We start from the raw sequence: 24,162 nt of genomic DNA, 5'->3' as shown, positions 1-24,162 counted from the left end.
ATCATGGGTACATTGAATCGCCTTTTGCTGGTCGGTCTGTTGGCCTGCGTCCCACTTGCCAGTCACGCCGAGGATCCGGTGTCCGCCGATCCAGACGTGACCATCCGCCAGGACGGCGATCGCACCATCCAGGAATACCGGGTCAATGGCTTTCTCTACGCCATCAAGGTCACTCCGAAGAACGGCAAACCCTATTTTCTGGTTCGCGCCGATGGCAGCGACGGCAACTTCATACGTTCGGACGATCCGGATATGTTGATCCCCTCATGGGAAATCTTTAGCTGGTAAGGCAATTAAGGTCTGATATGTCGGTATTCACCCCCCTGGAGCGTCATCAGCTCGAAGTTTTCCTGGCGCCTTATGGACTTGGCCGGTTGCGTGACTTCCAGGGCATTGCTGCAGGTAGCGAAAACAGCAACTTCTTCGTCAGCCTGGAGCAGGGCGAATACGTTCTGACCCTGGTCGAGCGCGGTCCGGTGGCCGACCTGCCATTCTTCATCGAGCTACTCGATGTGCTGCACGATGCCGGCCTGCCGGTGCCGTACGCCCTGCGCACGCAGGACGGCGAGGCACTGCGCAGCCTGGCCGAGAAACCGGCGCTGCTGCAGCCGCGGCTGTCCGGCAAGCATGTGCATGAAGCCAACGCACATCACTGCCAGGAGGTCGGCAATCTGCTGGCCCGCATCCACCTGGCGACGCGCGAACGACCAGTAGAGCGTCGCAGCGACCGTGGCCTGGAGTGGATGCTGGCCGAAGGTGCAAAGCAGGCACTGAAACTCGCGGACGAGGCATCGCCACTGCTACGCGCAGCCCTGGACGAGATTGCCGAGCTGAAGCCGCGCATCCTCGCCCTGCCACGCGCCAACCTGCATGCGGATCTGTTCCGTGACAACGTCCTGTTCGACGGCAATCACCTGGCCGGGGTGATCGATTTCTACAACGCGTGCTCCGGGCCGATGCTCTATGACCTGGCCATCACCCTGAACGACTGGTGCTCGCATGAAGACGGCAGCCTCGACGGCGCGCGCGCGCGCGCACTGCTCGGCGCCTATGCCGCGCAACGCCCCTTCAGTGCCGCCGAAGCCGAGTTGTGGCCGGCCATGCTGCGCGTGGCTTGCGTGCGCTTCTGGCTGTCGCGACTGATCGCTGCCGAATCCTTCGCCGGGCAGGAAGTGCTGATTCATGATCCGGGTGAATTCCAGCGACGCCTGGCACAGCGCCAGCAGGTCAACCTGCCCCTGCCGTTCGCACTGTAGGCTGGGCCACGCGTCACCGGTCCAGCGTGGCGTGCGCTGCGGTGGATGAAAAGAGCGTCATCCACCCTATGCAGCCTGAGGCTTACCGTTAGCGGCGAGGACCCGACCTCGCCGTCAGCTCCCCGAAACCAACCCCGGCAATTGCTCGGCCAGTTTGGCGTTGTTGATTGGCGCGCGGATGAAACCACGCTGCGTGCCATCCGGGCCAATGATCACCAGGTTGCCGCTGTGATCGACGGTGTAGTTTTCCTTGCTGGTATCGGCAGGGATGTAGGGGATGCTCACCGAATTGGCGAATTTCTGCAGGGTTTCCTCTTCGCCGGTCAGCCCCTTGAAGCCCGCACTGAAGAAGCCCAGGTACTTGCTCAGTTGCTCCGGGGTGTCGCGGTGCGGGTCGACGCTGACCATCACCACCTGCAGCCGCGCGCGGGTTTCCTCGGGCAGTTGAGTCTGCAACTGGCGCAACTGGGCGAGGGTGGCAGGGCAAATGTCCGGGCAGAAGGTATAGCCGAAGAACAGCAGCTTCCAGTCGCCCTTGAGCTGATCCACCGCGACTTCCTTGCCATCCTGGTCGATCAGGCTCAGCGCCGGCAGGCTGCGGCTTTGCGGCAGCAGGACGATGCCGGCATCGAGCAACGCCGCCGGGTCGCCCTGGCTCTTGCTGCTGAGCACCTTGTTGACGGTTAGCCCCAGCACGAGGGCCACGATAGCGACAAGAACGAAAACCGTTGTGTGGGTACGCGTCATGAAAAACCTTAGATATTCAGCAGCAGGTAGTGATCCGCCAGCAGCGCGATGAACAACAGGAACAGGTACCAGATACTGTACTTGAAGGTGTTGATCGCGGCGTGCGGTTTGCTGTCACGGTACAGCACCCAGGCCCAGTGCAGGAAGCGTCCGCCCAGCAACAGGGCACAGACCAGATACAACGGCCCGCTCATGTGAATGGCATAGGGCAGCAAGGTCACCGCAAACATGGCCAGGGTATAGAGCAGGATATGTACCTTGGTGTAGTGCTCACCGTGGGTCACCGGCAGCATGGGGATGTCGGCCTTGGCGTATTCCTCCTTGCGGTGAATGGCCAGGGCCCAGAAGTGTGGCGGCGTCCAGGCGAAGATGATCAACACCAGCAGCAGTGGCTCGGCACTCATGTGGCCGGTAACGGCTACCCAGCCCAGCAGCGGCGGAGCGGCGCCCGCCAGGCCACCGATCACGATGTTCTGCGGCGTGGCACGCTTGAGAAAGCCGGTGTAGATCACCGCATAACCGAGCAGCGAAGCGAGAGTCAGCCAGGCGGCCAACTGATTGGTGAACAGCAGCAGCAGGCTCATCCCGGCGATGGCCAGCAGCAGGGCAAAGGCCAGCGCCGCCACTGGCGAGACGCGCCCGGCAGTGACCGGACGCTTGTGCGTACGCGCCATGATCGAGTCGATACGACGGTCCACCACATGGTTCACCGCAGCCGCGGCGCCTGCGCACAAGCCGATGCCCAGGTTGCCGAACAGCAGCACGGTCCAGGGCACGCCAGCACGCGTGGCGAGGAACATGCCGACCAGCGAGGTGATCAGCATCAGCATCACCACCCGCGGCTTGGTCAGTTCCAGATAGTCACGCCAGGAGGCGTGTTCGGAGTGAGCTCGTAGCATGGTCGCCATGGCGTTTCTCCTTGATAAGTTATTTGCCGGCCTGCAGCAGCGCGTGGGTAGCGGTCACCGCACGCGTACCGATGCGATCGGATGCATCACGTGTCACCGCAGATACGGCCCTGAGCCGATAGTTGACCAGTACCATGGTCAGCAGCAGAGCCGCCCCACCAGCGTTGTGCGCCACCGCCACCAGCAGCGGCAGATGGAAGACCACGTTGCTGATGCCCAGGCTGACCTGCAGCGCCAGCGCCAGCACAAGCAGCCCGGCCAGACGCGGCAGCTTGGCGACGCGCAGCTGCCAGGCCAGCGCCAGCAATGCCACTGTGACCAGCAGCGCACCGAGGCGATGGCTCATGTGAATGGCCGTGCGCGCATCGCTGTCGAGCTGCCCGCCGAGGTAATTGGGGCCGATATGCTGGGTCAGATGAAAACCCTTGCCGAAATCCATGGCCGGCCACCATTCACCGTGGCAGGTGGGCAGGTCGACGCAGGCGACAGCGGCGTAATTGGAACTGACCCAGCCGCCGAGCACGATCTGCCCGATCACCAGCAGCAGGCAGGCGACTGCCAGCGCCCGCAGACGCCCCGGCAGCTGTAGCGGGGCGAAGCGTCCGGAGAGGCGCAAGGTGAGCAGGGTCAGCAAGCTCAGCGTGGCGAAGCCGCCGAGCAGGTGTGCGGTGACCACCTGCGGCCACAACTGCAGGGTGACCGTCCACATGCCGAACGCCCCTTGCAGGATCACCAGCGCGAGGATCGCCAACGGCAGCTTCAGCGGTTGCGCCGGGTCTTCGCGGCGACGCACGGCCTGGACGGCGATGGCCAGGATTACCAAGCCCAGAGCGCCGGCGAAGTAGCGATGGATCATCTCGTACCAGCCCTTGGCAACCTCAACGGGTGCCTCGGGAAAGCGCGCCTCGGCGATGGCCTGCTTGTGCTCGCTCATCGGCACACCGAGAAAGCCGTAGCAGCCTGGCCAGTCCGGGCAGCCCAGGCCGGCATGGGTCAGCCGGGTGTAGGCGCCCAGCAGCACCACCACCACGGTCAGGAGGGTCGCGAACAACGCTAGACGGTAACCAGGCTTGTGCATGTCGACTCCTTGGGCACGGGGCTTGACGCCCTGTCGTTATGGACAGGGCGCACGCTCAACCGATCAGGGAAATTTTCAGCAGGTAGCGCAGATCATCGAGAATGGCCTTGCCGTCGCTGCCGGCCGGATACCGCAGCACCAGATTGCCGTGCGGATCGACCAGCCACAGCTGCGCGCCCGGCACCGCCTCGGCGGCCTTGGCGTAGGCCTGAACATCCAGCTGGTAACGACCAAGCTGCGGGTACTCGCGCTTGAGCGTGGCGTCGTACTCGGCGCTCAGCGGCTCGGCCAGGGCCAGGCCATGGCTGGCCCGCGAGGTCTCGCGATTGAGGCCGATCTGGATCTGCCGCGCCAGGTAAACCAGTTGCTGACAGTCCGCCTCGCACGCGCCGGGAGTCGTCACCAGAATCTGCCACTGCGGCTCCACTTCGCCCTGCACGCCGAGATCGGCCAGGGTGCGACCATCGCCGATCAGCACACCGTGGTAATTGCGCGTCTCCGGCACCCAGAAGCGCCACTGGTACATAGCACTGGCCAGGAACATCGGGCCGATGGTGATGGCCAGAATCAGCAGAAGCTGCAAACGCCCCCGGCCCTTGCGGGGCGCCTCAGGCATGGCGATGGCTGGGTTCATGACGATGCTCCCGTGCATTGTGAATTCCGAGATAGATGAACAGACCGAGCAGTGCGCCAGCCAAGGCGAACCACTGCACGGCATAACCCAGATGCTTGCTGGGGCTCATGGCCACGATCGGCCAATCGACGCGATAGCTGGCAGGCCCCGGCTCCAGGCGTGTCTCGAAGGGTAGGCCGCCACGGCCCAACTGGTGCCACAGGCTATCGGCCTCGACCTGGGTAATCAGCCGCGGCCAGCCCTCCGAAGCCGCACCGGATCTCAGGTTCAGGCCGCCGGATGGCGGCACGTAGATCCAGGCATTGAGCTGCAACACGCCATCGGGTGTATCGAACTGCACAGGCGTGCGCCGATCCGGCCAGGGCAGCCAGCCACGATTGAGCAACACCCAGAGACCGCTGGCCTGATCGTAGAAGGGCTGCAGCAGCTCGACGCCGGCATGGCCGTCGCGGATGCGGCTATCCAGCAGCAGGCTGTGTTCGGGGTCGAACTGCCCGCGCAGGTGAACGCGGCGGTAGCCGGGGTCACGCAGCGGCTCGAGCTGTTCGAGGCTGATCGGCTCGGCCTGGCGCCGTGCCTCGAAACTGGCCAGCAGCTGGCGCTTTTCCTCGCCCCGCTGCAGCTGCCAGAAGCCCAGGCTCAGCAAGCCAGGCGTCAGCAGCAACACCAGAATGCTGGGCAGCCAGCCGGGACGAAAGCCGCTCATTGCGCGCCTCCGCGAACCACAGACGGGCTGGCTATACTGCGATGCATACCCACTCCCCCGGAGTCTCGCATGCTCAAGGCCGCGATCGTCCTCATGTTGCTGGCTACCATCGCCAGTCTGTTCAGCGGCCTGTTCTTCCTGGTCAAGGACGACAGCCGCAGTACCCGCGTGGTCAATGCACTGACAGTCCGTGTCGTGCTGACCACCATCACCGTCGCCCTGATCGCCTGGGGCTTCTACTCAGGGCAACTGGTGTCTCACGCCACCTGGTGAGGCTGCGCTACAGGACGTAAACGAAGACGAACAACCCCAGCCAGACCACGTCGACGAAGTGCCAGTACCAGGACGCGGCCTCGAAACCGAAGTGTTTCTCCGAATCGAAGTGGCCGCGCATGATGCGCACCAGCATCACCGTCAGAATCAGCGCCCCCATGGTCACGTGGGCACCGTGAAAGCCGGTGAGCATGAAGAAGGTTGCACCGTAGATGCCCGAGCCCAGGGTCAGACCCAGCTCGCTGTAGGCCTCGATATATTCCTCGACCTGGAAGAACAGGAACGCCACACCAAGCAAAATGGTGGCCGCCAGCCAGGCCTTGAGCGGGCCGCGCTTGTTCTTCTTCAGGGCATGGTGAGCGAAGGTCACGGTGACGCTCGATGACACCAGCAGGATGGTGTTGAGCAACGGCAGATGCCAGGGGTCGATCACCCCGCTGGGCGGCGGAAACAGCTTGGAGTCGGGGTTCTGCAACAGCGGCCAGCTGTATTCGAAACCTTCCCAGAGCATGTTGGCCACGCCCTTGTCGCCCTCGCCACCCAGCCAGGGGCCAGCCCAGGTACGGACGTAGAAGAGGGCGCCGAAGAAGGCTGCGAAGAACATCACCTCGGAGAAGATGAACCAGCTCATGCCCCAGCGGAACGAGCGATCCATCTGCGGGCTGTATAGGCCGCCGCGACTCTCCTTGATCACATTGCCGAACCAGCCGAACAGCATGTAGGCGAGGATCAGGCCGCCGACGAAGAAGATCAGCGGGCCATTGGAGTCCGCGCGATTGGCCGAGAGGTCATTGAACCAGGTACCGACGCCGAAGACGCTGACCAGCATCCCGAGGGTGGCGATGATCGGCCATTTGCTCTGGGCCGGAACGTAATAGTGCTCGTGACTCGACATTGTTGTTCTCCTTATGGAGCCTGTGCCACCGGCGGTTTGCGCGCGGTGATATCGAACAGCGTGTAGCCCAGTGTCAGATGCTTCACGTCTTGCGGCAGGTCGCGGTCGACGATGAAGCGCACCGGCATCTCGATGCGCTCACCCGGCTGCAGCACCTGCTGGGTAAAGCAGAAGCACTCGGTCTTGTGAAAGAACGCCGCTGCCTTCGAAGGCGAGATGCTGGGAATCGCCTGCGCGGTCATCGGGTGGTCGCTGGGGTTGTAGGCGACAAACAACATGTCGCGGGTCTCCCCTGGGTGAACCAACAACTCGTCGGCCTTGGGCGCGAACTCCCAGACCATCTCGGCAGAGTTGGTGGCGAGGAACTGCACGCGCACCTGGCGCACCTCGTCGATCACCTGCTCGCCCTGATAGGGCCCTGCGGTCTTGCCGTTGATCCCGAATACCCGGCACATGGCGTCATAGAACGGCGGCAGAACGAAGACGCCGAAACAGAACATCACCGCCACCACGATCAGCAGACGGGTAACCAGGCGACGCGTCGCGATGACCTCGCTCACGGCAGACCTCCTATTTCACTTCCGGCGGCGTGCTGAAGGTGTGATAGGGCGCCGGTGACGGCACCGTCCACTCCAGGCCTTCGGCACCGTCCCAGGGCTTGGCCGGAGCCGGTTTGCCGCCGCGGATGCACTTGATGACGATGAACAGGAACAGCAGCTGGGTCGCCCCGAACATGAAGGCGCCAATGCTGGAGACCATGTTGAAGTTGGCGAACATCAGGTTGTAGTCGGGAATACGCCGCGGCATGCCGGCCAGGCCGACGAAGTGCATCGGGAAGAACGCCAGGTTCATGCCGATGAAGCTCATCCAGAAATGCAGCTTGGCCAGGGTTTCGTCGTACATGTGCCCGGTCCACTTCGGCAGCCAGTAGTAGGCCGAGGCGAAGATGCCGAAGATCGCACCGGGCACCAGCACGTAGTGGAAGTGCGCCACCACGAAGTAGGTGTCGTGGTACTGGAAGTCCGACGGGGCGATGGCCAGCATCAACCCGGAAAATCCGCCAATGGTGAAGAGGATGACGAAGGCCACCGAGAACAGCATCGGCGCCTCGAAGGTCATCGAGCCCTGCCACATGGTGCTGGCCCAGTTGAACACCTTCACCCCGGTGGGCACGGCGATCAGCATGGTGGCGTACATGAAGAACAGCTCGCCGGTCAGCGGGATACCGACGGTGAACATGTGGTGCGCCCAGACGATGAACGACAGGAAAGCGATGGACGCGGTGGCATAGACCATCGAGGTGTAGCCGAACAGCGGCTTGCGCGCGAAGGCCGGGATAATCGAGCTGACCGCACCGAAGGCGGGCAGGATCATGATGTACACCTCGGGGTGGCCGAAGAACCAGAACACATGCTGGAACAGGACCGGATCACCACCACCAGCAGCATTGAAGAAGCTGGTGCCGAAGTGGATGTCCATCAGCATCATGGTCACGCAGCCAGCCAGTACCGGCATCACCGCGATCAGCAGGAAGGCGGTGATCAGCCAGGTCCAGACGAACAGCGGCATCTTCATCAGGGTCATGCCCGGGGCACGCAGGTTGAGGATGGTGGCGATCACGTTGATCGCCCCCATGATCGAACTGATGCCCATCAGGTGAATGGCGAAGATGAAGAAGGTAGTGCTCTCCGGCGCATAGGTCGTCGACAGCGGCGCATAGAAGGTCCAGCCGAAGTTCGGCCCGCCGCCCTCCATGAACAAGGTGCTGATCAACAGGCCGAAGGCCGCCGGCAGCAGCCAGAAGCTGAAGTTGTTCATGCGCGGTAGGGCCATGTCGGGCGCGCCGATCATCAGCGGGATCATCCAGTTGGCCAGGCCGACGAAGGCCGGCATCACCGCACCGAAGACCATGATCAGGCCGTGCATGGTGGTCATCTGGTTGAAGAATTCCGGCTGCACGATCTGCAGGCCCGGCTGGAACAGCTCGGCGCGGATGACCATGGCCATCGAGCCGCCCAGCAGGAACATGCAGAAGCTGAACCACAGGTACATCGTGCCGATGTCCTTGTGGTTGGTGGTCAGCACCCAGCGCATCAGGCCCTTGGCCGGGCCATGGTGGTGGTCAGTATGACCGTGGTCGATCACTGCACTCATGTCCTTACTCCTGCGCCTTGGAGAAATCGAGAATGTCCTTGGGCGTGACCATGTCACCGACACTGTTGCCCCAGGCGTTGCGCTCGTAGGTGATGATGGCGGCCAGGTCGACCGGCGACAGTTGCTTGCCGAACGCCGCCATGGAGGTGCCCGGCTTGCCGTGGAAGACGATGTTGATATGGCCTTCGGCCGGCCCGGTGGCGATGGACGAGCCCTTGAGTGCCGGGAACATCGGCGGCAGGCCCTCACCGGTGGGCTGGTGGCAGGCGGCGCAGGTGGTGTTGTAGGCCTTCTCGCCACGCGCCATCAGCTCTTCCATGGTCCATTCCTTGCTGGTCAGCTCGCGCTCGGCGGCAGCCGCCTGCTTGCGTTCGGCCAGCCAGGCAGCGAAGTCTTCCTTGGACTTGGCTTCTACCACCACGGGCATGAAGCCGTGATCCTTGCCGCACAATTCGGTGCACTGGCCGCGGTAGATGCCGGGCTCCTCGATGCGCGTCCAGGACTCGTTGATGAAACCGGGGATGGCATCCTTCTTCACCGCCAGCGCCGGCACCCACCAGGAGTGGATCACGTCGGCAGCGGTGATCAGAAAACGCACCTTGGTGCCCACCGGCACCACCAGCGGCTCATCCACTTCGAGCAGGTAATGTTCGCCCTTGGCTTCGCGGTTGTTGATCTGCGCGCGTGGCGTGGTCAGGTTGCTGAAGAACTCGACATCCTGACCCAGGTACTTGTAGTGCCACTTCCACTGATAGCCGGTGATCTGGATATCCAGCTCGGACTCGGTGGTGTCGTAGATATCGATCAGCGTCTTCGTTGCCGGAATCGCCATCACCACCAGAATCGCCAGCGGCACGACGGTCCAGAGAATCTCGACGGTGGTGCTTTCGTGAAAGTGCGCGGGTTTCTGGCCGGTGGAACGGCGGTGCAGGAGCATCGACCAGAACATGGCGCCGAAGACCAATATGCCGATCACGACACAGATCCAGAAAATGGTCATGTGCAGGTCGAACACGGAACGGCTGACGTCGGTTACACCGGGCGCCATGTTGACCGTCCATTGGGCATGCGCCGAGCCCATTGCCAGCCACAGCAGGAGGCCCATCCAGACTCGTGGATGTCGCATCATTGCGGGTTCCCCTTGATTGTTCTTGTTATCCCGCCGGCTGAGCCTGCGGCTAAGGGATCGACTGCCTCTTGGAGCTGGGTGCTGGCGCACGCTGCCTGAACATCCACTCCTGACTGCTGGCGACTACATGTCGAACCTTTCCGTGCCAAAGCTCGTCCGGTTCCATCAGGTACTGCCTTTCGAAATCGAGTATAGACGGCCACTTTCAGCCCGCAATGTGAGCAGGGCAGTCGTCAAGCCGGTTCGACGCCGATGGCAAAGGCCGCGCGCGGCGCGGGGTGTAGCCGTTCTGATACAGGTAGATATAGCGGACTCGCATAAGTACGAAAAAGTTATGACAATCGCGTCTTAGCCAGCCCGATCGGCCGGCTAAGGTTCACGTCCATGTCCTGATAGGTAGGAGCAGTCATGAACACCGCCGCGCTTCGTCAACTCATCGCTCAGGCTCGCCAGCAGGAAAGTGGCAGCCAGGCACTTACTCGCTTCCTGCAGACCCAACTGGATCGCCTGCACCCGTCCATTCGCCTGCCCGAGGCCGACGCGCCAGGGGCGCTGACCGCCTTCGTCATCGCCTATATCGAAGAAGTGCCGGACGTGCTCGACGCCGCCGCCGAAGTAGCACGCGAAGCGGGAATCGAGGCTGCGGTGAAACCCGTGCTGCAGATCGCCGAGTATTTCTTCCTGCAACCACCGGCCCTGATGGAGGGCCATGAAGGCCTCGAAGGCCTGCTCGATGAGGCCTATCTGGCGCATCGCCTGGTGGAGGAGGTCAACGACCGCTACATCGCTCACCTCGGCCAGCCACTGATCCCGCTGGATACCACCCGCGCCAACCTGATCGCGCACCAGTTGATCGGTGAACCCTTCGCCAACCAGCTCGACGAGGCGGTGCACCACGCACTGGCCGGTATGCTTGATGACGCCAGCTTCGACCAGCCCTCGGTGCAGGCCTATCGTGAGCACCTGGCCGCACCGGATACCGCATCTGCCTGGCAGCGCTGGCCCTGCCTGTCGCAACAGCTGGGCGTGGAGCTGCAGCTCAAGGCGTGATCAGCAGCAGGATCAGAGTCAAGGTCAGCAGCGAGCCGAGAGTGGAAAACAGGATCGCCCGCGAAACCAGCGCCGCCTGGCGCTGGTAATACTCGGCAAGCATGAATGGCCCGGTGCCGGTCGGCAGGGCGCTGAGCAGCAATGCGGCGTGCGCCCAGAACAGCGGCAGGTCGAGCAGCACGAAAGCGATGAACCAGGTCACCAGTGGCTGCAAAACCAGCTTGAGCGCCACCAATGGCCAGGCACCTTCGCTCGGCCCGCTCTGGCGCTGCGCCAGGAACAGCCCCAGCGACACCAGCGCACAGGGCACCGTGGCGGCGCCCAGCAAGCGGAGAAACTCGTCCAGCGCCGCCGGCATCTGCACGCCACCCACGGCCCAGGCGGCACCGAGCAACGGCGCGACCACCAACGGATTCTTCAGCAGCGCCATGACCACCTGAACGATGGCGCCGCCCAGACCCTTCTTGCTCTGCAGGCCTACCTCGATGCACACCACCGCCAGGCCGAACAGCACGCAAACCACCATCAGCGAGGCGATCAGGGCCGGCGCCATGCCGTCCTCGCCGAGCACCAGGACACACAACGGAATGCCGATGTAACCGGTATTGGCGTAACCGGCGCTGAGGCCATCGATGCTGGCGTCGACCAGGCTGCCGGTACTGCGCCAGCGATACACCAGCGTGACCAGAAACACCGCGAGCATGCCGCCGGTGAAGGCGAGCAGGAAACCGGGCTGCCAGATCTGCGCCCAGTCGGCCTTGGCCGTAAGGCTGAACAGCAAGGCCGGCAAACCGAGCCAGACCACGAAGCGGTTCATCTCCGATGCCGCAGTCGGCCCCAGGCGATTGCTTCGCCGGCATATGAAACCAACCAGAATCAGGCCGAAGATGGGTAGCAGGACATTGAGAACCGTGGACATCGAACCAGGCCAACGACAGGGGAGGACCGAGCCTAGGGGCGCTGGCCGCCGAGGGCAAGTCATGGGCTGTGATTCCGGCGTATCCAGCGGCGTCTAGCACTGACATGCTGGGTGAACCTAGCGCCGCCGAGAGCCTGACAGCCAGCCCAGACTCTGCTGCGCGTAGGCCATGCCGCGTTAAAAACAGACTGAGCGCCAGCCCAGGCTAGGCCCCGTCAAAAATGCTCATTTACAGCTCGTAAAGTCGAGCGCGACTCCGACCGATCCTCGCCTGCTTGATTCGCTGGCGCTCACCCTTCGGGCCAGCCCTTGGCTGTCACTCCCGCTGGTCGTTGCGCCTTGTATGGCTCCAGCTCGCGAGACTTTGAACAGGCTCTACGCATGCAAGCGCTGTTGAACGAAATTCTCGATGAAGTCCGCCCGCTGATCGGCCAGGGCAGGGTGGCCGATTACATCCCCGCACTGGCCAGTGTGGTGCCCGATCAGCTGGGCATCGCCGTGTATGGCAACGATGGTCAGTTACACGTTGCCGGCGATGCGCGCACGCCCTTCTCCATCCAGAGCGTTTCCAAGGTGTTCAGCCTGGTCCAGGCCATCGGTCACAGCGGCGAGAGCATCTGGCAACGGCTGGGACACGAACCGTCCGGGCAGCCGTTCAACTCGCTGGTGCAGCTCGAATTCGAGCGGGGCAAGCCGCGTAACCCGTTCATCAACGCCGGTGCCCTGGTGATCTGTGACATCAACCAGTCGCGTTACGCCGCGCCGGCACTGTCGATGCGCGATTTCGTCCGGCGCCTGTCGGGCAACCCCGAAGTGACGGTGGACAATCACGTTGCCGAATCCGAGTACCAGCACCGCGCCCGCAATGCCGCAGCGGCCTACCTGATGCAGTCGTTCGGAAATTTCCACAACGAGGTCGAGGCCGTGCTGCGCAGCTACTTCAGCTGCTGCGCGCTGCGCATGAGTTGCGTCGACCTGGCGCGCGCCTTCGGTTTCCTGGCCAACGAGGGTTTCTGCCAGCACAGCGGCGAACAGGTGCTGTCGCCGCGCCAGACCAAGCAGATCAACGCGATCATGGCCACCAGCGGGCTGTACGACGAAGCCGGCAACTTCGCCTATCGCGTCGGCCTGCCAGGCAAGAGCGGCGTCGGCGGCGGTATTGTCGCCGTAGTACCGGGGCAGTTCAGCGTCTGCGTGTGGTCTCCGGAGCTCAATGCGGCGGGTAACTCCCTGGCCGGCATCAAGGCACTGGAGCTGCTCAGCGAACGCATCGGCTGGTCGGTATTCTGATCCGATAGGGTATGGTCGCAGCAGGCCGTTGAAAAACGTAGGTGAGGCCGTTTTTGACGCAGTATTGCCAACGCAGGTAGTTGTTCAACAGCCAGCTAACCTGAAGACCAGGAGTGCCCATGTCGATGCCCGAATACCACATGTTCGCCGCTGCGCCCGCACCGGTCGCGCCGTTCTCCCATGCCTGCGAAGCCGATGGCTGGGTGTTCATCACCGGCCAGTTGCCCATCGACCCGGGCAACGAAGCGGCGCCGCTGCCCGAAGGCATCGAGGCGCAGACGCACAAGACCTTCGACAACCTGCTGGTGGTGCTCAGCGGCCTCGGCCTGGGCCTGGAAAACGTGGTGTCGGCGCGCGCGTTTCTCACCGATTTCCACGGCGATTACGCGCGTTTCAACGCGGTGTATGCCAGCTACTTCCCCGAAGACAAGCGCCCGGCGCGCACCTGCATCGGCACCACGGGCCTGGCACGCCATGCGCTGGTGGAGATCGACTTTATCGCGCGTCGGCCCTGAGGCCGACTACAGGATTTTGCGGTACTGCACGAAGCCCGAGCGCTCGCCGATGCGCTCGTACAGCAGCTTGGCCTGGCTGTTGCTCTCGTGAGTCAGCCAGTGCACCCGCGAACAGCCTGCGGCGTGTGCCTGCTCAAACACGTGCTGGATCAATTTGCGCCCGACACCGCCGCTACGCTCGCCCTTGGCGACGAACAGATCCTGCAGGTAGCAGTAGTCGCCACTGGTCCAGGTCGAGCGGTGGATGACCCAGTGCACCAGGCCGATGGCGCGGTCACCCTGCCAGGCCAAGGCAGCACCCATGGGTTCGCTAGGGTCGAGAAACCGCTGCCAGGTGGTGGCGCTGGCGTCGGCGGGGATTTCGGTCATGTAGAAGCGCTGGTAGCCCTGCCATAGCGGCAACCAGGCTTCGTGATCGGCAGCGACTACAGGGCGAATGTCGATACTCATCGTCCTTCCTCTGTTTGGGCAGGTGGATCAGTCGCTCATCTCACCACAGAGATCGCGCGCCAGCCAGTGCTCGACCTGTGCCTGCGGCAAACCGGCGCCGAGCAGGGCGAACAGCTTGCCCAGCGCAGCCTCACGGGTCATGCCACCGCAGGACACCAGACCGACCTCGGCCAGACGGCTGCCGGCCGCGTAGACGCCGAACTGCACATGTCCCTGCGCGCACTGGCTGATCGCCGCCAGCACCACGCCGCGCTGGTGCGCCTGGCGCAGCGCGCTCATCAACTGCGCATCGCCGGCCGGACCGGTGCCACTGCCATAGCACTCCAGCAGCAGGCCCTGCACACCGCTGTCGAACAGGGCTTGCAGATGCCCGGCCTGCACGGCCGGATGCAGCGGCAGCACCGCGAGATTGACCGCCTGACGCAGCTGGCGGAAGTCGATTTGTGCATCGACCGTGGCACGTTCCGCCTGGCGCTGACGCGGCAGTACCTGGAAGGCATCGAAGGCGTCGCTGCGCAACTTAGAACAGCGCGCGCCATGCAACAGCTGGCCGTTGAAGTAGAGGTGCACGCCTGGCGCCACACCGCGATACAAGGCGCGCATCGCGCCGAACAGGTTGGGCCAGGCATCGCCGCCAGCGACACCTGCCGGCTGCATGGCCCCTGTGAAGACTACCGGCACCTCGAGGCCGAGCAGCAGGAAACTCAGTGCTGCAGCGCTGTAGGCCAGGGTGTCGGTGCCATGCAGCACCAGCACGGCGTCGTGACCATGCGTCTGCACGGCGGTGACGATCTCGTCACGCAGCGTCAGCCAGTGGCCGGTGTTCATGTTGGCACTGTCGATCAGCGGCAGCAGCTCGCGAAAGTGCCACTGCGGCAGCTCGCTGGCATTCTCCTGGGCCTGTTGTGCGCGCATGCGCGCCTCGAAACCCGAAGCCGGCGCCAGGCCGTCTGCGCTCATCTGCATGCCGATGGTGCCGCCTGTGTACAGCACCAGGAGTTTTTCTGGGGTCGCCATGGACTCTCCTCGCATATCGCGGGCAAACGGGACGTTTGCAACGTCGCTTACGACTGCCCGAAGGATGGCCGCCAGAGATGGCAGGCCAAGAAAAAGGGGGCATCGCCCCCTCTTCCCATCTGAGTCAAATCAACGCTGGTAGGCGCGATCACCGATTTCTGCCGGATTGTCGGCGCTGCCTGGCTGGCTGCCCCATACGGCAGGGTCCAGGTCCAGGTCAGCGAACTGCTTGGCGTCGAACACCGGCGACTTCACACCCGCCTTGATCTGGTTATCGTAGTCGCGCATCAGGCGCACGCCCACCTTGAACAGCAGGGCCAGGGCAATCAGGTTGCAGATCGCCAGCAGACCCATGGTCACGTCCGCGAAGGCGAACACGGTGCCCAGGTCCTGCACCGAACCCCACAGCACCAGGCCAACCACCAGCACGCGGTAGATCATCACCGGGCCACGCTTCTGGCTGAAGAAGCCCAGGGCGTTCTCACCCAGGTAGTAGTTGTAGATCAGGGTGGTGAAGACGAACAGCAGCAGCGCCAGGCTGATGAACACGCGGCCCCACTCGCCGACCACGGCGGCAACGGCGCTCTGGGTCAGGACCACACCGGCCTGCTCCATGCCCGGCTGATAGACGCCCGACAGCAGGATGATCAGTGCGGTGCAGCTGCACAGGATCAGGGTGTCGATGAACACGCTGAGCGACTGCACTATGCCCTGCGCGGCCGGGTGCTTGACCTCGGCGACCGCGGCCACGTTCGGCGCGCTGCCCAGACCGGCTTCGTTGGAGAACAGACCGCGCTTGACGCCCATGATGATGGCCGCGCCGATACCGCCGGCGAAGGCCGGCTCGAGGCCGAACGCGCTGTTGAAGATCAGGCCGAAGGTAGCCGGTACTTCGCTGATGTTCATGCCGATCACCAGCAGCGCCATGGCGATGTAGGAGAACGCCATGACCGGTACCAGTACGTCGGCGAACTGGGCGATACGCTTGATGCCACCGAAGATGATCAGGCCGATCACCACGGTCAGGGCAATGCCACTGGCCAGGGTCGGGATACCGAAGGTGTCATGCAGGGAGCTGGCGACGGTGAACGACTGCACGGCGTTGAAACCGAAGCCGAAGGTCACCAGCAGCAGGATCGACACGACGATGCCCAGCCAACGCTGGCCAAGACCGTGCTGGATGTAGAAAGCCGGGCCACCACGGTAGCCGCCATCGGCTTCGCGACGCTTGTACAGCTGCGCCAGCGAGCACTCGAAGTAGCTGGTGGCCATGCCGACCAGGGCCACGACCCACATCCAGAAGATGGCGCCTGGGCCACCGAGCATGATCGCGACCGATACGCCGGCGATGTTACCGGCGCCGACGCGGCCGGCGACCGACAGCATCAGGGCCTGGAACGAGCTGAGCTGGCCCGGCTGGCGCTGGAAGGCTTCGCTGAAGATGCGGAACATGCTGCTGAAGTAGCGGAACTGAACGAAGCGCGAAGCGATGGTGAAGTACAGGCCGAGACCGATCAGCATCACGATCAGCAGCTTGCTCCAGATGAGGTCATTGAGAAGATCTAGCATGGAGGCTTTCTCTCTTGTTGTTCTGAATGGGAATGCGCCCCGAGGGCGGGTGGCGCAATCTTTGGTGAAGGCTCGGCGCGGGACAATTTCGCAGGTCGCGGCGATCTGATGCGAGTTGATGCTAGAATCGCGTCATTCGCATCAGCTGGAGCGGCCATATGTCCGATTCCCTCGGCGCCAACCTGAAACTGCTCTGCAGCCACTACCGCTCGATTGCCGAGGTCTGCCGCAAGCTGTCGATCAACCGCGCGCAGTTCAATCGCTACCTGGCCGGGCAGAGCCGACCGACCACGCACAACCTCAAACGCATCGGTGACTTCTTCGGTGTCGAGCCGTTCGAGCTGGCGATGCCCGCCGAGCAGTTCGCCCGCCTGATCGGCGCGCGCAGCGGCGATGCCCAGCAGCACAGTGGCAACGATCCACTGCTGGAGCTGTTCGCGCCGCTGCGCCGGCAGGCCAGCCCGATGGAGCGCTATTGCGGCTACTACTTCGAATACTCCAACTGCATGTCGGTACCGGGGCACGTGCTGCTGTCGCTGGTGCACCTGCGCGAGGAGCGCGGCAACTACCTGTTCGAGCGCCAGGAACGTCAGGAGCGCCAGGAAACCGCGCGCGGCGGCAGCGAGGACTGGGTACGCTGCCGCTACCTGGGTACAGCGTTTTTCCTGCAGGACCGCCTGTTTCTGGTGGACTACGAGTCGCTCACCGGCAACGAGATGAGCCAGACCATTCTGATCCCCAGCTTCAAGAGCCGCATCATTCGCCTCAACGGCATCAAGACCGGCGTCTCCAGCGGCGACCGCCGCACGCCGGCCTGCACCCGCGTGGTCTGGCAGTACCTGGGCAGCGAGATCAACCGGGTCAACGCCTATCGCCAGCTGATGCTCTACGCCCCCGACGACCCGCGCATCGACGACGACATCCGCGAACGCCTGGGCGGTGCACAGCTGCGTGATGGTCTGTTCGAGATGGAGTGAGTGCTTTCAGGTCGTTGAAAACGGCCTGCGTTCATCAAGAACAGCCTCGAAAAGCTCACATGCAACTCGCCAGCTCCGTTTTCTCGGCGCAGTGATTCACGCTTCTGGCCGTCACTGCCGCCGATCGCTGCGCCTGGTGTGGCCGGTTTTCCACCCATCTTTCATTCGCGCAGCGCCTCAAGGCGCTGCCGCTGCTGGCCTCGCTCGTCGAAGTTGTCCACAGCCAGCCAGTGCTCGAAGGCTGCACGGCAGGCCGGCCATTCACCGTCGATGATGGAGAACCAGGCGGTGTCTCGGTTACGCCCCTTGCGCACCATGTGCTGGCGGAACAGCCCCTCGTACGTAAAGCCGAAGCGTTCGGCGGCGCGCATGGAGCGGGCATTGGCCGCGTCGCACTTCCACTCCAGACGCCGGTAGCCAAGGTCGTCGAAGGCATGGCGCGCCAGCAGGTAGATCGCTTCGGTCGCACCCGCCGTGCGCTGCATGGGCGCACCGAAGGCGACATGACCAATCTCGATGCTGCCATCGGCCGCGGTGATGCGCAGGTAGCTGAACAGCCCCAGGGCGCGGCCCTCAGCCTGATCGATGACGGCATAGAACAGCGGATCGCGACTGTCGGCGTTGCCGCTCAGCCAGGCGTCGAAATCGCTACGCTCGATGAATGGGCCGTAGGGCAGATAATTCCACAGCGCCGGGTCCGGCCCCTGCAACGCGCGCCACAGATCATCGGCATGGCGCTCGACATCCAGCGCCTCGAGGCGCACGAAACGCCCCTGCAGCATGCGCTGGTCCGGTTGCGGACGGGGTTGCCATTGAGCGAGATCGGTGGTCATCAGAAGAGCTTCCTGTACTGGATGAAACCGGAGCGATCGCCGATGCGGTCATAGAGCATGCGGCCCCGGTAGTTGGTTTCCTGGGTCAACCAGTGCACGCGGCTGGCACCGGCTGCACGCGCCTCGCTGTACACGTGCTCGATCAGGGCACGACCGATGCCGCTACCGCGAATCTGCTCGGCGACATAGAGATCCTGCAGGTAACAGTAGTCGCCGGTGGTCCAGCAGCTGCGGTGGTAGATGAAGTGCACCAGGCCGACGGCCTCGCCATCCTGCCAGGCCAGCGCAGCGTGCATCGGCTCGGCCGGATCGAGAAAGCGCTGCCAGGTCACGGCGCTGGTTTCAGCCGGGATGTCAGCCTGATAGAAGCGCTGGTAAGCCTGCCAGAGCGGCAGCCAGACAGCATGGTCGTCGGCAGTTACAGGGCGAATGTCGAGCATTGGGCACTCCTCGTGTCTCAGTCGGTTGGATTCATCTGCTGGGCCAGCTCGCGGTCGCTGGCACGGGCCGACTCCGCCAGGCCCATACGCACGCTGGCCTGGTCACTGGCCGAACGGTTCTGGCTGAGCTTCCACTTGCCCTCGATGCGGCGGATCGGCAGGGCAAAGCCGACGATCGCGCGCAGCATGGCGTCGATGTAGTCGCCTGGTGCATCGCTGACCGCCCAGGGCTTGATGCGGCCCCGTTCATGGCGCTCGCTAAGACGGCTGACCAGTTGCAGCAGGCGCTCGGGGTCGTCGAACACCTCGGCCTGGCCCCAGGCATGCACGGCGATGTAGTTCCAGGTCGGCACCACCTTGCCGTGCTCGGCCTTGGCCGCGTACCAGCCGGGATGCACGTAGGCATCCGCACCGCTGAACACCACCAGGGCCTCGGCGCCGCTCGCCAGATCGCGCCAATGCGGATTGGCACGCGCGAAGTGGCCGTACAGGGTGCCGAACTCGCCCTCACCCGGCTCGAGCAGCAGTGGCAGATGGCTGGCGTGCAGGCCCTGTTCGCCACTGCTGGTCAGGACGCCCAGACCCGTGGCCTGAATCTGCGCCTGCAGGGTGAGCAGGTCGTCCTGACGGAAGGCGGCGGGGCAGTACATAGCGGTATCTCCTGGCGTGATGGGCTCATGCTAGGCAGGATATTGGCCTGATGTAAGATCCATTCCTGACGACTTTCATAGAGCCAATCCTTCGATCATGAACCGCTCGCCCGCCTTGCCATTCGATCTTTCCGGCATTCATCTGCAGCCCGGTCGGGGCCTGGCGCGCCAGCTCTACCAGGCACTGCGCGAGCGCATCCTCGACGGCCGCCTGGCGGGTGGCACACGCCTGCCTGCGAGCCGTGAGCTGGCCGCGCGGCTTGGCATCTCGCGCAACACCGTGACCCGTGCACTGGACCAGCTGTATGCCGAGGGCTACGTAGCCGGGCGGGTCGGCGATGGCACCTACGTCGCCGAACTGCCGCGCAGCCAGCCCGTGGTCAACGCCGCAGCCACGCCTACTGCCACCAGCCCGGCACTGCAGCTGGTGCACAGCCACCACCTGGCCACCCCCGCCGCGGGCGCACCGCGCGCCTTTCGCATCGGCGTACCCGCCTTCGATCTGTTCCCCTTTGAAACCTGGGCACGGCTGCAGGCGCGCTTCTGGCGCAAACCATCGCCAGCACGACTGGGCTACGGCGATCCAGCCGGTGACATGCAGCTGCGCGAGCTAATCGCCGCTTACCTGCGCAACAGCCGTGGCCTGACCTGCACGGCGCAGCAGGTACTGATTACCTGCGGCTCGCAGCAGGCCATCAGCCTCTGCGCCCAGTTGCTGGTGCAGCCCGGAGCGCGGGTGGCGCTGGAAAATCCTGGCTACCGCGCTGCCGGCCATGCCTTCGCGGTGGCGGGCGCGCAGCTGTGCGGCATCGCGGTGGATGGCGAAGGCCTGGATGTCGCCGCCCTGCAGCGTCTCAACGATTGCCGGCTGGCCTATGTCACGCCCGCGCACCAGTACCCCACCGGCGTGACCCTGTCGTTGCCGCGACGCCTGGCTCTGCTGGAGTGGGCCAAGCGCGTGGATGGCTGGATCATCGAGGACGACTACGACGGCGAGTACCGCTACAGCGGCACGCCGCTCGCGCCGCTGGCAGCGCTGGACGATCAGCAGCGGGTGATCTACGTCGGCACCTTCGGCAAGCTTGCCTTTCCGGCGCTACGCCTGGGCTATCTGGTGCTGCCGCCAGCGCTGGCCGAGCCCTTCGCCCGGCGCCAGGCACTGGAGCTGCGCCACCTGGAGGTCGGCACCCAGGCGGTGATGGCCGAATTCATTGCCGCCGGGCACTTCCAGCGCCATGTACGGCGCATGCGCCAGGTCGCTCGCAGTCGCCGCGATGCCTTGCTCAAGGCCTGGCCGCAGTCCATTCCAGGCTGCTCGCCGTTGCCGGCTGTGGAAGCGGGCCTGCACCTGAGCATCAAGGTCGCGACTCGCGCGCGTGAACATGAGCTGATCGCCGCAGCCCGTGCAGCCGACATCGAGATGAACCCCTTGAGCGACTATTGGCTGCCCGGTAGCGAAACGCCCGAGGATGCCCGCGCCGGATTGGTGCTGGGCTTTGCCGCAGTGCCGGAGGCGCAGATCGTCGAAGCGCTACAGCGGCTCCGACGCGCCTGGCGCTTGTAGCGCCTGGCCAAATCACGCGCAAAAAAAGGGATGGCCGAGGCCATCCCTGAAGGTCGAGGCTGGTGAAGGCCTCCTATGAAATTCGCTGCGCCAGGCTGTGGATAACCTGGCGCGGGAGACTCAGGCCGCGTTGTCGCTGTTGAACACATCGCGATCGAGTTCGTTCTCGCTACGCGCGATCAGCGTGGTGGTCATCAGGTCACCGGTGACGTTCACCGTGGTGCGTGCCATGTCGAGGATGCGGTCGATACCGGCGATCAGCGCCACACCTTCCAGCGGCAGGCCGACCGAGCTCAGCACCAGCCCCAGCATGATCAGGCCCGCGCCCGGGATGCCGGCAGTGCCTACCGACGCCAGCGTGGCGGTGAGGATGATGGTCAGGTACTGACCGGCACTCAGGTCGACGCCGAAGGCCTGGGCAATGAACAGCGCCAGCACGCCCTGGTAGATGGCGGTGCCGTCCATGTTGATGGTCGCGCCGACCGGCAGCACGAACCCGGCCACGCCTTGCGACACGCCGAGGTTCTTGCGCGCGCACTCGATGGACACCGGCAGCGTGCCGGAACTGCTCGAGGTGCTGAAGGCCACCGCCAGCGCCGGCGCGATACCGCGGAAGAAACGCAGCGGGCTGAGGCGCGCCAGGCCGCCGATCAGGCCACCGTAGATCACCAGCATGTGGGCGATGCTGGCCAGGTAGATCACCCCGATCACACCGGCCAGGGGCAACAGCACCTCGATGCCATGGGACGCCACCACCCCGGCAATCAGCGCGAACACGCCGATGGGCGCGAAGCGCATCACCAGGTCGGTGAGTTTGTAGAGCACCTCGGCCAGGCTGTCGAACAGGCGAATCGCCGGTGCCGCCTTCTCGCCGACCAGATTCATGCTCACGCCCAGGGCGATGGCAAAGACGATGATCTGCAGGATGTTGCCTTCGGCGAAGGCGGTTACCGGATTGGTCGGCACCAGACCCACCAGAATCTGTACCAGCGACGGCGCCTGCTTGGCCTCTTCGCTGCCGCTGGCGACCATGTGCATGCTCTCGCCGGGGCTGAACAGGGTGCCGAACGCCAGGCCGATGCTGACCGCGAAGGCGGTGGTGACCAGGTAGATGGCGATGGTCTTGACGCTGATGCGGCCGAGCTTGGCGCTGTCGCTCATGGCGGTGATGCCCGCTACCAGCGAGATGAACACCAGCGGCACGATAAGCATCTTGATCGCGTTGAGAAACAGCGCACCAACCGGCGCCAGCGCCTGGGCTGCGCCCTTGAACAGCATGCCGACGACAACACCGAGTACCAGGCCGGCGATGATCTGCTGCCAGAGGGGCACGCGCGCAAGGAAAGAAGGAGAAGGGGTGTTGCTCTGACTCATGTGGTTATCACCCGAATTGTCATTGTTGTGGGGTCCTCTACCCGACCTCGAGCACTACCACGCGGCCGGCCACAGGGCGTAAACAAAGGCGCCGCACTCGAATGAGGGCGGCGCCGATATAGCGGATTGAATCAGCTATGCAGCGGTACCAGGCGCGGAGCGATCATGTTTTCCGGGCGCAGGATGTCGGCCAGGGTGGCCTCATCCAGCAACTGCTCCTCGCGCACCAGCTCCAGCACACCACGACCACTTTCCAGTGCGACCTTGGCGATACGCGTGGCGTTCTCGTAGCCGATGTAGGGGTTGAGCGCGGTGATCAGGCCGATGGAGTTCTCCATCAGTGCGCGGCAATGCGCCTCGTTGGCCGTGATGCCGTCGATGCACAGCTCGCGCAGCATATCCATGGCGCGGGTCAGCAGGCGGATCGAGTCGAAGATCTTGTAGGCGATCAGCGGCTCCATGACGTTCAGCTGCAGTTGGCCACCTTCGGCCGCCATGGTCAGCGCCAGGTCGTTGCCGATCACTTCGAAGGCCACCTGATTGACCGCCTCGGGGATCACCGGGTTGACCTTGCCCGGCATGATCGAGCTGCCCGGCTGACGCGCCGGCAGGTTGATCTCGTTGATGCCGGTACGCGGGCCGCTGGAGAGCAGGCGCAGGTCGTTGCAGATCTTCGACAGCTTCACCGCGGTGCGCTTGAGCATGCCGGAGAACAGCACGAAGGCGCCCATGTCACTGGTGGCCTCGATCAGGTCGGCAGCCGGTTTGACCGGGTGACCGCTGATCACACCCAGGCGCTTGACCGCCAGGGCCTGGTATTTCGGGTCGGCGTTGATGCCAGTACCGATCGCGGTGCCGCCCAGGTTGACCTCGTGCAGCAGGGTCGGCGCGAGCATCTTCAGGTGCTGCAGGTCTTCACCGAGGGTCGTGGAGAAGGCCTGGAACTCCTGACCGAGGGTCATCGGCACGGCATCCTGCAGCTGGGTGCGGCCCATCTTCAGCACGTGGCCGAACTCCAGGCCCTTGGCTGCCAGCGACTGGATCAGCTTGTCCAGCGCGCTGAGCAGGCTCTCGTGGCCCAGCAGCAGGCCCAGGCGGATGGCGGTCGGGTAGGCGTCGTTGGTCGACTGCGCCATGTTCACGTCGTTGTTCGGGTGCAGGTGCTGGTACTGGCCCTTCTCATGCCCCATGGCCTCCAACGCAATATTCGCGATGACTTCATTCGCGTTCATATTGGTCGAGGTGCCGGCGCCGCCCTGGATCATGTCGACCACGAACTGATCGTGGAACTCGCCCTGGATGATGCGCGCACAGGCAGTGCTGATCGCCGTGTGCTTGGCCGCACTCAGGTGGCCCAGCTCGCGGTTGGCATCAGCCGAGGCCTGCTTGACCATGGCCAGGCCGATCACCAGTTTCGGGTAGTGCGACAGGGTCACACCGGACAGACGGAAGTTCTGCACCGCACGCAGGGTCTGAATACCGTAATAGGCTTCAGCCGGGATTTCGAGGGTGCCGAGCAGGTCTTTTTCGACGCGAACAGATGCAGCAGAGGACATGATGGCGATAGCTCTTGGGAAATACGGCGAGTGCCGCGATGCCCATAGAATATGGCCTCGTCCCGCTTTGCGACCAATGCCGTTACTTGCTGCCCCATGCACAATCGGCATAATGTGGATGTGACGCCCACTGCGCTCACAACGTATGAGGGTGGGTGGATGACGCTTCTTTGATCCA

General features: G+C 63.9%; 26 protein-coding genes. 8 read left to right on the top strand and 18 right to left on the bottom strand.

The annotated features are described in order from the left end of the window. Positions 1-3: 3 nt before the first annotated feature. A complete protein-coding gene (locus tag PCLY_RS09050) occupies positions 4-288 on the top strand; it encodes a DUF2782 domain-containing protein (RefSeq protein ID WP_061238958.1) in 285 nt (94 codons plus the stop codon). A 17-nt stretch (positions 289-305) separates the two neighbouring features. Next, positions 306-1,256, top strand: coding sequence for a homoserine kinase (locus PCLY_RS09045; RefSeq protein ID WP_061238957.1), 951 nt, complete (start codon positions 306-308; stop codon positions 1,254-1,256). A gap of 114 nt (positions 1,257-1,370) precedes the next feature. Here the strand turns inward: PCLY_RS09045 and PCLY_RS09040 are convergent, their stop codons facing one another. Genes PCLY_RS09040 through PCLY_RS09020 form a run of 5 tightly spaced genes read right to left on the bottom strand, consistent with a single transcriptional unit; the run spans position 1,371 to position 5,329 of the window. Then, positions 1,371-2,003 (bottom strand): SCO family protein, encoded by a 633-nt coding sequence (locus PCLY_RS09040; RefSeq protein WP_061238956.1) that lies wholly within the window; start codon positions 2,001-2,003, stop codon positions 1,371-1,373. Between the two features lie 8 nt (positions 2,004-2,011). Next, a complete protein-coding gene (gene cyoE / locus PCLY_RS09035; protein ID WP_061238955.1) occupies positions 2,012-2,911 on the bottom strand; it encodes a heme o synthase in 900 nt (299 codons plus the stop codon). A 19-nt stretch (positions 2,912-2,930) separates the two neighbouring features. Then, complete coding sequence (locus tag PCLY_RS09030; protein WP_061238954.1) at positions 2,931-3,989, bottom strand: COX15/CtaA family protein; 1,059 nt, start codon at positions 3,987-3,989, stop codon at positions 2,931-2,933. Between the two features lie 55 nt (positions 3,990-4,044). After that, positions 4,045-4,623 carry a hypothetical protein gene (locus PCLY_RS09025; protein ID WP_061238953.1) on the bottom strand — a complete coding sequence of 193 codons (579 nt, stop codon included), beginning with the start codon at positions 4,621-4,623 and terminating at the stop codon, positions 4,045-4,047. Next, a complete protein-coding gene (locus PCLY_RS09020; RefSeq protein ID WP_061238952.1) occupies positions 4,598-5,329 on the bottom strand; it encodes an SURF1 family protein in 732 nt (243 codons plus the stop codon). Before PCLY_RS09020 ends, PCLY_RS09025 begins: the two co-directional genes overlap by 26 nt. Positions 5,330-5,398: 69 nt before the next feature. On the opposite strand from PCLY_RS09020, the gene PCLY_RS09015 reads away from it, so the two are divergent. Then, the gene (locus PCLY_RS09015; protein WP_061238951.1) at positions 5,399-5,602 is read left to right on the top strand and encodes a twin transmembrane helix small protein; all 204 of its coding nucleotides are present in this window, start codon (positions 5,399-5,401) and stop codon (positions 5,600-5,602) included. Positions 5,603-5,609: 7 nt separating this feature from the next. On the opposite strand, the gene PCLY_RS09010 is transcribed toward PCLY_RS09015, so the two are convergent. The 4 genes from PCLY_RS09010 to coxB are packed head-to-tail and all read right to left on the bottom strand — an operon-like array spanning position 5,610 to position 9,780. Continuing rightward, entirely contained in the window at positions 5,610-6,497 is an 888-nt protein-coding gene (locus tag PCLY_RS09010) for a cytochrome c oxidase subunit 3 (protein WP_061238950.1), read from the bottom strand. A gap of 11 nt (positions 6,498-6,508) precedes the next feature. Continuing rightward, positions 6,509-7,057, bottom strand: coding sequence for a cytochrome c oxidase assembly protein (locus PCLY_RS09005; protein WP_061238949.1), 549 nt, complete (start codon positions 7,055-7,057; stop codon positions 6,509-6,511). Positions 7,058-7,067: 10 nt separating this feature from the next. After that, entirely contained in the window at positions 7,068-8,651 is a 1,584-nt protein-coding gene (gene ctaD, locus PCLY_RS09000) for a cytochrome c oxidase subunit I (RefSeq protein WP_061238948.1), read from the bottom strand. Between the two features lie 4 nt (positions 8,652-8,655). Further along, positions 8,656-9,780, bottom strand: coding sequence for a cytochrome c oxidase subunit II (coxB, locus tag PCLY_RS08995; protein WP_197432162.1), 1,125 nt, complete (start codon positions 9,778-9,780; stop codon positions 8,656-8,658). Positions 9,781-10,188: 408 nt separating this feature from the next. On the opposite strand from coxB, the gene PCLY_RS08990 reads away from it, so the two are divergent. Continuing rightward, the gene (locus PCLY_RS08990; protein WP_061238946.1) at positions 10,189-10,830 is read left to right on the top strand and encodes a hypothetical protein; all 642 of its coding nucleotides are present in this window, start codon (positions 10,189-10,191) and stop codon (positions 10,828-10,830) included. Here PCLY_RS08990 and PCLY_RS08985 read toward each other — a convergent pair. Then, positions 10,820-11,749 carry an AEC family transporter gene (locus PCLY_RS08985; protein WP_061238945.1) on the bottom strand — a complete coding sequence of 310 codons (930 nt, stop codon included), beginning with the start codon at positions 11,747-11,749 and terminating at the stop codon, positions 10,820-10,822. The genes PCLY_RS08990 and PCLY_RS08985 overlap by 11 nt on opposite strands. A 381-nt stretch (positions 11,750-12,130) precedes the next feature. Between PCLY_RS08985 and glsB the strand changes: the two genes are divergently transcribed. After that, positions 12,131-13,039 carry a glutaminase B gene (gene glsB, locus PCLY_RS08980; RefSeq protein ID WP_061238944.1) on the top strand — a complete coding sequence of 303 codons (909 nt, stop codon included), beginning with the start codon at positions 12,131-12,133 and terminating at the stop codon, positions 13,037-13,039. Positions 13,040-13,158: 119 nt separating this feature from the next. Further along, positions 13,159-13,554 carry a RidA family protein gene (locus PCLY_RS08975; RefSeq protein ID WP_061238943.1) on the top strand — a complete coding sequence of 132 codons (396 nt, stop codon included), beginning with the start codon at positions 13,159-13,161 and terminating at the stop codon, positions 13,552-13,554. A 6-nt stretch (positions 13,555-13,560) separates the two neighbouring features. On the opposite strand, the gene PCLY_RS08970 is transcribed toward PCLY_RS08975, so the two are convergent. From PCLY_RS08970 to PCLY_RS08960, 3 genes are all read right to left on the bottom strand, one after another. Next, entirely contained in the window at positions 13,561-14,004 is a 444-nt protein-coding gene (locus PCLY_RS08970; protein WP_061238942.1) for a GNAT family N-acetyltransferase, read from the bottom strand. Between the two features lie 27 nt (positions 14,005-14,031). Next, on the bottom strand, positions 14,032-15,021 hold the full coding sequence (locus PCLY_RS08965; protein WP_061238941.1) for an asparaginase: 990 nt from the start codon (positions 15,019-15,021) through the stop codon (positions 14,032-14,034). 129 nt (positions 15,022-15,150) lie between these two features. Then, a complete protein-coding gene (locus PCLY_RS08960; protein ID WP_061238940.1) occupies positions 15,151-16,590 on the bottom strand; it encodes an alanine/glycine:cation symporter family protein in 1,440 nt (479 codons plus the stop codon). A 158-nt stretch (positions 16,591-16,748) separates the two neighbouring features. On the opposite strand from PCLY_RS08960, the gene PCLY_RS08955 reads away from it, so the two are divergent. Further along, entirely contained in the window at positions 16,749-17,567 is an 819-nt protein-coding gene (locus tag PCLY_RS08955) for a helix-turn-helix domain-containing protein (protein WP_061238939.1), read from the top strand. Positions 17,568-17,728: 161 nt separating this feature from the next. On the opposite strand, the gene PCLY_RS08950 is transcribed toward PCLY_RS08955, so the two are convergent. The 3 genes from PCLY_RS08950 to PCLY_RS08940 are packed head-to-tail and all read right to left on the bottom strand — an operon-like array spanning position 17,729 to position 19,490. Continuing rightward, positions 17,729-18,400 carry a GNAT family N-acetyltransferase gene (locus tag PCLY_RS08950; RefSeq protein WP_061238938.1) on the bottom strand — a complete coding sequence of 224 codons (672 nt, stop codon included), beginning with the start codon at positions 18,398-18,400 and terminating at the stop codon, positions 17,729-17,731. Beyond that, positions 18,400-18,840, bottom strand: coding sequence for a GNAT family N-acetyltransferase (locus PCLY_RS08945; protein WP_061238937.1), 441 nt, complete (start codon positions 18,838-18,840; stop codon positions 18,400-18,402). The genes PCLY_RS08950 and PCLY_RS08945 overlap by 1 nt, the downstream gene beginning before the upstream one ends. 17 nt (positions 18,841-18,857) lie before the next feature. Further along, positions 18,858-19,490: an FMN-binding negative transcriptional regulator gene (locus PCLY_RS08940; RefSeq protein WP_061238936.1), complete on the bottom strand. Its 633-nt coding sequence runs from the start codon at positions 19,488-19,490 to the stop codon at positions 18,858-18,860. A 97-nt stretch (positions 19,491-19,587) separates the two neighbouring features. Here PCLY_RS08940 and pdxR point away from each other — a divergent pair, with 97 nt between their 5' ends. After that, a complete protein-coding gene (pdxR, locus tag PCLY_RS08935; RefSeq protein ID WP_061238935.1) occupies positions 19,588-21,054 on the top strand; it encodes a MocR-like pyridoxine biosynthesis transcription factor PdxR in 1,467 nt (488 codons plus the stop codon). Positions 21,055-21,174: 120 nt separating this feature from the next. On the opposite strand, the gene PCLY_RS08930 is transcribed toward pdxR, so the two are convergent. Then, positions 21,175-22,428: a dicarboxylate/amino acid:cation symporter gene (locus PCLY_RS08930; protein WP_061238934.1), complete on the bottom strand. Its 1,254-nt coding sequence runs from the start codon at positions 22,426-22,428 to the stop codon at positions 21,175-21,177. A gap of 131 nt (positions 22,429-22,559) precedes the next feature. Then, entirely contained in the window at positions 22,560-23,984 is a 1,425-nt protein-coding gene (gene aspA / locus PCLY_RS08925; protein ID WP_061238933.1) for an aspartate ammonia-lyase, read from the bottom strand. Positions 23,985-24,162: the final 178 nt, after the last annotated feature.

This window comes from Ectopseudomonas composti, from assembly GCF_001567565.1.
GTDB classification, from domain to species: domain Bacteria; phylum Pseudomonadota; class Gammaproteobacteria; order Pseudomonadales; family Pseudomonadaceae; genus Aquipseudomonas; species Aquipseudomonas composti_A.
This window is presented reverse-complemented; position numbering and strand designations above follow the sequence as displayed.